Here is a 6,793-nt window from a genome sequence, read left to right as displayed (position 1 = left end):
TACACCACTATCCGGGACGCGACTGTGCCCGTAGACGACGCGGAGGCCGTGGGCGGCCGCTACCTCGGCGTACTTGACCTCGCGAAGATGGTCGATGAGCGCTTGCTTCTGCGCGAGCAGCGCGTCCATGACGACCCCACCGGTGCTCGTGGCCACGCCGCGGAAACGGTTCACCGCGGCGCGGTGGCGCTGGTCTGCTGCGGCCAGCAGGTTCTTGCTCGCCACGCAGCCGATGTTCAGGCAGGTTCCGCCGAGGGCGTTGTGCTCGACGAGCAGGACGCTTGCCGCGCGGGAGCGGGCCTCGATCCCGGCGGCCATCGCTGCGCCTCCGGTGCCGATCACGATCAGCTCGTACTCGTCCATGGGGTGCTCCTAGCGCGTCACCGACCGTGCCCACCTTCTAAGGGGCCGACGGTAGACGTTCCACTGCGCGGGAAGGTCAAGCGTAGGGTTAGCAGATGCGTATCGGTCAGCTGGCCGCAGCGAGCGGCGTGACGACCAAGGCCATCCGGTTCTACGAAAAGGCCGGAGTGCTGCCTGCGCCTGCGCGGCAAGCGTCGGGTTATCGGCAGTACGACCACGGCGCCATCGAGCGGCTCGCGTTCGTCAGGGCAGCGCAGGCGGCGGGCCTGACACTCCGGCAGATCACCGACGTCGTCTCTGCCCGGGAGAACAGCGGGCCGCCCTGTCAGCACGTCGTCGACCTGCTGGAGCAGCACGCCGGCAGTCTCGAGCGACGGATCGCCGAGCTGACCGCTCTCCTCGCACAGGTGCGGCGCCTGGGCCACCGCGCGACCACCTTGGACCCTGCCCAGTGCCACCCGTCGCAGGTGTGTCACGTCATCCCGCCCTCCGATGGAGGAACGCCGAGCTCCTGACCCGAGCAGGTCAGGCCCGACCCTCTCAGCCGCCCCTGGCCCGCATCCGGTGCGCTGCCCCAGCGCGTGGCATGGCAGCGGACGTACGGGCCCGGCCCCGCCGTTCCGGGATGGGTTCGGGCGGTGTCGGTCGAGGTACTCACTTTGGCGCCGGTCTCCCATCGCGCCGGGACAAGGGCGTCGAGGACCGCCGCGGCCGTGGGCTGCCAGAAGATCGAGGGTTGTGGCGGTCCGCGCTCCCGGAAACCGCGCCGGCGCGTTTCGTCGACTCTGGGCGGGGATCGACCAGCGCGCAAGCCGGAAGGGCTAGAGCCCGAAGGCGCCGCCCTCGACGAGGATGACGATGCCCAGGCCGATAAGGACCAGGGGGAACAGCACGTGTTCCCAGCGCTCGAGGACCTCGGCGATGGGGCGTCGGGTTGCGACGTAGCGGGCGGCGATGACGAGGACCGCGACAAGTGCGAGGAACACGACCGCGTAGGCCGCGATCGCGGCGGGGCCGACGGTGAGGAAGACGGGGACGTAGACGCCGATGTTGTCCCCGCCGTTGGCGAAGGTGACGGCGGCGACGGTCCAGACGGCGACGGCCTTGCCGGGGTCGTCGTCATCGTCGTCGCCCCGGTTGCGCCAGGTCTGCCAGGCGGCGTAGAGGCCGAGAAGCAGAGGGATGAGCCCGAAGTAGGGGATCGCGTCCTCAGGCAGGAAGGCGCTGGCGCCGAGCGCGACGAGGACGGACGCGATGAGGATGCCGCCGAAGCCGATGTACTGCCCGGCGATGATCTTGGCGGTGGTCCCTGGAGCGCCGGCGCCGCGGGCGAAGAACAGTGACAAGACGATGATGTCGTCGATGTTGGTCACCAGGAACAGTCCGACCGCTTGGAGGGCGGCAACTGCCAGGTCCATGGACACGCCTTTCGTTGTACTGAGGTGGAGCAGCGGAGGAGTCGGCCGATCGGCGGCGGCTAGGGGCGCAGGCGTCCGATCCAGGGGAGGAACCGCCCCACGCGGGCGGCGTAGTGCGCATAGGCCTGCCCGTGCGCGGCGAGCAGGTGGGGTTCCTCGACGGCGCGGACCTGCAGCTGGATGCCGGTGAAGACCACGACCAGACCGGACAGGGCCACGACGTTCGCGGTGGTGAGGGCGAGCCCGGTGAAGGTGATGAGCGCTGCGGTGAAGATGGGGTTGCGCACCAGTGCGAACGGCCCTGAGGTGACCAGGTCGGTGCATTCGGTGGGATCGACACCGATCCGCCAGGCGGTGCCCATGGCGAGCTGTGCCAGGTAGGTGGCCACGACGCCCGCGGCGGCCACGACGGCTGCTGCGGTCCGCAGGGACGGGGCGCTCAGTGCGGGGGCGACCTGGCCAAGGCCGAGGAGGTCGGCGACCGGTGCGGCGACGCCGACGAGGACCGACCCGGCGGCGCTGATCCGGTTGGCCCACCACTGCCGGCTGCCCGCGGTGGCGGCCGCGAAGCGGAATCCGCTGTTCCCGGTGCGCCGGCGCTGGAGGGCCATGCGACCGACCCCGGCGAGCAGAGCCCACGTGGCGAACAGGGCCAGGGCGACGACGGCGTAGCCGCTCACGCACGCCCCGTTCCCATGGTCGCGGGCTTGACCGCGACGCCGATGACGAAGTCACCGAAGAACCGGGTCACGGCCGGTCGAGGCAGCGTGAAACCGATCCGTGCGAGCTCGGCGAGGAACTCCTCAGCGCTGAACCGGTCGTGCTCGGGGTGCTCGAGGAAGGTGCGGTAGGACCACCGCTGCAGTGCGTGGCGGGTCACCTCCTCGAAGACGAACTGCCCGCCCGGGCGCAGCACCCGCGCGACCTCGGCGACCGCGTCGCGCCAGGCCGGCACGTGGTGGATGACCCCGAAGTCGACCACCGCGTCGACAGCGGCGTCGGCGAGCGGGAGCTCGCACGCGTCGCCGAGCTCGACGTCGACCCGGGTCGCGTACCGGGCCAGGCGACGCCGGGCGCGCTGCACCATCGCCGGGTCCAGGTCCAGCGCGGTCACGTGGGCGGCACCCATCCGCCGCAGGAGCAGCTCGGTCCCGACCCCGCGCCCGCACCCGATCTCTACCACGTCGGCCCCGTCGAGCTCGACGCCGAGCCGCTGAAGGAGGGGAACCTCGTAGGCTCGCTGCAGCCAGGCCCGGGCCGGGTTGTTCATCAGGAACGTCTCTGCCCGGTTCATCAGCACCGCACACCCTCCTCCCACGACATCGATCAGCGCGACGTTGTATCATCAGCACATGCAGATGATTGCCGCAAGTACTGATGTCGCGGGGCGCGCGGCGTTGGCGCCTGCCGTGGCGCTATTCCGGGGCCTAAGTGATCCCACCCGGTTGGCACTGGTGCGCCGGCTGGCTCTGGGCGAGGCGCGGGTGGTGGACCTGTGCGCCGCGCTCGGGCTGGGCCAGTCGACGGTCTCCAACCACCTGGCCTGCCTGCGCGAGTGCGGCCTGGTCGACTTCCGCCCGCAGGGCCGCGCGTCGGTCTACCACCTGACCCGCCCGGAGCTGATGGACCTGCTGGCCGCAGCGGAGGGCCTGCTGGGCGCGACCGGGACCGCCGTCGCGCTGTGCCCCACCTACGCAACCCCGCCGGTCGACGAGCACGACCCGACCCCGGCAACGAAGGAGAGGGCACGATGAGCGACGCCTGCGGCTGCAGCGACGACGAGACCACCCCCGCGGGCAAGGAGGCCGAGGAGCACGAGGCCGAGCGGCTGTGGGAGGTCAGCGAGCTGCGCTCCGCCGCGGTCGCCGGCGTCCTGCTCCTTGCAGCGTCCGACGCTGGCCACACGATGACCGCTGCGACCGCCACAAAGCAGCTGGGCGTGGCCAGTCCCACCCGGCGACGGCTGGCGGCAGGGCTGGGTGCGGGCGCGGTGGCCGCCATCGACCTGGGCGCGAAGGCCTGGGCGGTGAGCGCGCTTCAGGAGCGGGTCATCCCCTTGGGTCCGGTGGAGCTACGGCTGGCCTACAACCCGGGGGTCGCCTTCTCCGTCGGGGCCGGCGCCCCGACCTGGCTCGTGCTGACCGTCACCGCACTCGTCACCGCCGCGGTCGGCGTGGTCGCCTGGCGGACCGCCGCCGCTGCCTCGCGCGGCCGGCTAACCGCCCTCGCCCTGGTCCTCGGAGGTGCGATCGCGAACGTCGTGGACCGAGCCGCAGACGGGGTCGTCACCGACTACCTGCACAGCGGGTGGTTCCCCACCTTCAACCTCGCCGACACCGCCATCGTCACCGGCGCCGCCCTGCTGATCCTGACCACCCTGCGCGAGCCCGCACCCACGCAGAGCTCGACACCGGATGCCGACGCCCGCGCGCAGTGACGCCTGCCGGCTGCGGGGTGCGGCGCCGGACGGGCCCGCGATCCATGGGCGGCACCCGGTCATATCAAAGCCCGTTAGGATGACAGTGTGACCGGACAGGAATGTGACCTGCTGTGCCTGGACCTCCCTCGAGCTGAGGCGGTCCGTGCGGCCCTGCCGGACGCGGCCGGCTCGAGGGTTATGGCGCTCACCGCCAAGGCACTGGCTGACCCGGTGCGTCTTCGTGTAGCCGCCGCCCTCGCCCTAGGGCAGGAGCTGTGCGTGTGTGACGTGGCGTGGATCATCGGCGCCCCACCGAACCTGGTCTCTCACCATCTCTGGGTCCTTCGCCGAGCAGGGCTGGTGTCCTCCCGTAGGAACGGCAAGCTGGTGATGTGCCAGCTGACAGGCCACGGTGCGGCGCTGCTCGATCTGCTCAATGCCGGTTCAGGCAACGAGTTCCCCCTGGCAGGTCACCCGAGCACCGAACGCGGCCCTCGCCACGACGGCCGGCTCCGACCTGGCCGCGCGACCGCTGCCAGCGGCGCGCAGACGCGACCGGCGGTGCCTGGCCGTGGATGAGCCTGCGGTCCAGAGCCGACCGCGGACGGAGGAGACAGCTGTCGAGCCCGCGCGGAGGCCGCTCCTGACCGCGCCGAGAATGGTTCTCGTGGCCCTGGTTCTGCTCATCGGGGTTGTGGTGATGGTGCAGCTGAGGGGCTTCTTGTCCGATGGTGGCGCCGCGACGGCTGGGCAGGGCTCGTCGGCGATCGGCAGCACGACGGTCACCGAGTACCCGGTGGCTACCCGAGCAGCACCGGTGGACCTGTCCGGGACCAGCCTGACCGATGAGGCGATCGACATCGCGGCGTGGCGGGGGCAGGTCGTGGTGATCAACGTGTGGGGATCGTGGTGTGCTCCCTGCCGTGAGGAAGCTCCGATCCTGGCCGCGACCTCGGCGGCGTACGCCGATGACGGGGTCCAGTTCGTCGGCGTCAACGTCCGCGACAACCGGGCCGCGGCGATCGCCTTTGAAGAGGCCTACGGCATTACCTACCCGAGCATCGACGACAGCGACGGCAAGGCCCTGCTGAGCCTGGCCGAGCACCTGCCGGCCGCGGGGGTGCCGGTGACCTTGATCCTGGACCGTGAAGGGAGGCCTGCGGCGCGTGTCCTGGGAGCGGTCCAGGAGTCGACCCTGACCGCTTTGTTGGACACGGTCCTGGCCGAGGCGACCGCGGCGGGGTCGTGAGCGCGGGGGTCCAGGATGTCGTCGCGGCCGGGCCGATGCTGGCCGCAGCAGCGGTGGCAGCCCTGGCCGGGTTGATCTCATTCGTGTCCCCGTGCGTGCTGCCGGTGGTGCCCGGGTACGTGTCCTACGTCGCCGGCGGGCCCTTGCTCGATCAGGCAGCCGCTACCCGGCGGCGCCCGGTGGTGATCGGCACCGCACTGTTCATCCTGGGATTCGCTGCGGTCTTCGTGGCCTACGGCGCCCTCTTCGGCAGCCTCGGGGCCACGTTGCAGTCCTCCCAGGCGGTGCTCACCCGCGTCCTGGGCGTCGTGGTCGTGATCATGGGTCTGATCTTCGCCGGCTGGATCCCCGGGTCCCAGCGCCAGCTGCTTCCTCGACTGCGCCCCAAGTCGGGCCTCGTGGGAGCCCCGCTGATGGGGATCACCTTCGGGCTGGGCTGGACGCCGTGCCTGGGCCCGACCCTGGCCACGGTGCAAACATTGGCGTTCACCGAGGCCAGCGCCGGACGCGGTGCGGTGCTGGCCGGCGTCTACGCCGCAGGCCTGGGTCTGCCGTTCATCGCGGTCGGTCTGGGCATGCGCCGGGCGCTGACCGCGACCGCATGGGCGCGTCGGCGCGCCGTGGGGATTAAGCGCGCTGGTGCGGTCGTGCTCATCGCCACCGGTCTGCTGCTGGTCACCGGGGTGTGGGACCACCTCATGCGGGGGCTGCAGTCCACGATCTCTGGCTACACCACTGTCCTGTGAACGACGTCGACGAGCGAAAGGCCCCTACTGATGGCGAACCGTAAGCACGAAGCGGCCGAACGCGCCGCCCGTCTGGCCGAGATCCGCGAGCAGCAGCGGCGCGCCGAGCGTCGCCGCACCGCGGTCATCACCGGCACGAGCGTCTTCGTGGCGGGGGCCCTCATCGCGGCGACGGCTATCGTGCTCGTCGGCGAGCAGCGGCGCACCGCCGAAGTCGCTGAGGCAGCCGCCGGAGACATCGACGGTGTTGCGACCTTCAGCGACCTGACGGCCGGCCACGTCCAGCAGCCGGTGCAGTACGAGCAGACACCGCCGGTCGGTGGTGATCACGCGGGCGTGTGGGCCAACTGCGGCACGTACACCGAGCCGATCCCCAGCGAGCTGGCGGTGCACTCCCTGGAGCACGGTGCCGTGTGGATCACCTACAGCCCCGACCTGCCGGCCGACCAGGTGCAGCAGCTGGCCGACCTGGCCGACGGCAACGCCTACGTCCTGCTCAGCCCCTTCGACGGGCTGCCCGAGGAGCCGGTGGTGGCCAGCGCCTGGGGGACCCAGCTGGCGCTGGAGACGGCGGATGACCCGCGCCTGGAGCAGTTCG

At 71.2% G+C, this 6,793-nt stretch carries 11 protein-coding genes; 7 read left to right on the top strand and 4 right to left on the bottom strand.

Features of this window, described 5'->3' with window-relative positions:
- Positions 1 to 363: FAD-dependent oxidoreductase (locus tag N866_RS14775; protein ID WP_034227700.1), on the bottom strand; the 363-nt coding region annotated here is incomplete at its 3' end.
- A gap of 95 nt (positions 364 to 458) precedes the next feature.
- On the opposite strand from N866_RS14775, the gene N866_RS14770 reads away from it, so the two are divergent.
- Positions 459 to 878, top strand: coding sequence for a heavy metal-responsive transcriptional regulator (locus tag N866_RS14770; protein ID WP_034227698.1), 420 nt, complete (start codon positions 459 to 461; stop codon positions 876 to 878).
- Between the two features lie 306 nt (positions 879 to 1,184).
- Here the strand turns inward: N866_RS14770 and N866_RS14765 are convergent, their stop codons facing one another.
- From N866_RS14765 to N866_RS14755, 3 genes are read right to left on the bottom strand one after another with little or no spacing between them, the layout of a single operon-like run.
- A complete protein-coding gene (locus tag N866_RS14765; RefSeq protein ID WP_034227709.1) occupies positions 1,185 to 1,781 on the bottom strand; it encodes a cadmium resistance transporter in 597 nt (198 codons plus the stop codon).
- Positions 1,782 to 1,840: 59 nt separating this feature from the next.
- Positions 1,841 to 2,461: a methyltransferase family protein gene (locus tag N866_RS14760; RefSeq protein ID WP_216699457.1), complete on the bottom strand. Its 621-nt coding sequence runs from the start codon at positions 2,459 to 2,461 to the stop codon at positions 1,841 to 1,843.
- A complete protein-coding gene (locus tag N866_RS14755; RefSeq protein WP_173406162.1) occupies positions 2,458 to 3,075 on the bottom strand; it encodes a class I SAM-dependent methyltransferase in 618 nt (205 codons plus the stop codon). Before N866_RS14755 ends, N866_RS14760 begins: the two co-directional genes overlap by 4 nt.
- A gap of 58 nt (positions 3,076 to 3,133) precedes the next feature.
- Between N866_RS14755 and N866_RS14750 the strand changes: the two genes are divergently transcribed.
- From N866_RS14750 to N866_RS14730, 6 genes are all read left to right on the top strand, one after another.
- Complete coding sequence (locus N866_RS14750; protein ID WP_081802683.1) at positions 3,134 to 3,535, top strand: ArsR/SmtB family transcription factor; 402 nt, start codon at positions 3,134 to 3,136, stop codon at positions 3,533 to 3,535.
- A complete protein-coding gene (locus N866_RS14745) occupies positions 3,532 to 4,218 on the top strand; it encodes a signal peptidase II (RefSeq protein ID WP_245612609.1) in 687 nt (228 codons plus the stop codon). The genes N866_RS14750 and N866_RS14745 overlap by 4 nt, the downstream gene beginning before the upstream one ends.
- A 180-nt stretch (positions 4,219 to 4,398) precedes the next feature.
- Positions 4,399 to 4,779 (top strand): ArsR/SmtB family transcription factor, encoded by a 381-nt coding sequence (locus tag N866_RS20565; protein WP_245612610.1) that lies wholly within the window; start codon positions 4,399 to 4,401, stop codon positions 4,777 to 4,779.
- A gap of 79 nt (positions 4,780 to 4,858) precedes the next feature.
- On the top strand, positions 4,859 to 5,449 hold the full coding sequence (locus N866_RS14740) for a TlpA family protein disulfide reductase (RefSeq protein WP_245612608.1): 591 nt from the start codon (positions 4,859 to 4,861) through the stop codon (positions 5,447 to 5,449).
- Entirely contained in the window at positions 5,446 to 6,195 is a 750-nt protein-coding gene (locus N866_RS14735) for a cytochrome c biogenesis CcdA family protein (RefSeq protein WP_034227692.1), read from the top strand. The genes N866_RS14740 and N866_RS14735 overlap by 4 nt, the downstream gene beginning before the upstream one ends.
- A 30-nt stretch (positions 6,196 to 6,225) precedes the next feature.
- The coding region (locus N866_RS14730) for a thioredoxin-like domain-containing protein (RefSeq protein ID WP_034227691.1) at positions 6,226 to 6,793 on the top strand (568 nt) is incomplete at its 3' end.

Source organism: Actinotalea ferrariae CF5-4 (assembly GCF_000603945.1).
GTDB lineage: Bacteria > Actinomycetota > Actinomycetes > Actinomycetales > Cellulomonadaceae > Actinotalea > Actinotalea ferrariae.
The sequence above is the reverse complement of the archived record's forward strand: the minus strand, read 5'-3'. Positions and strand labels throughout refer to the sequence as shown.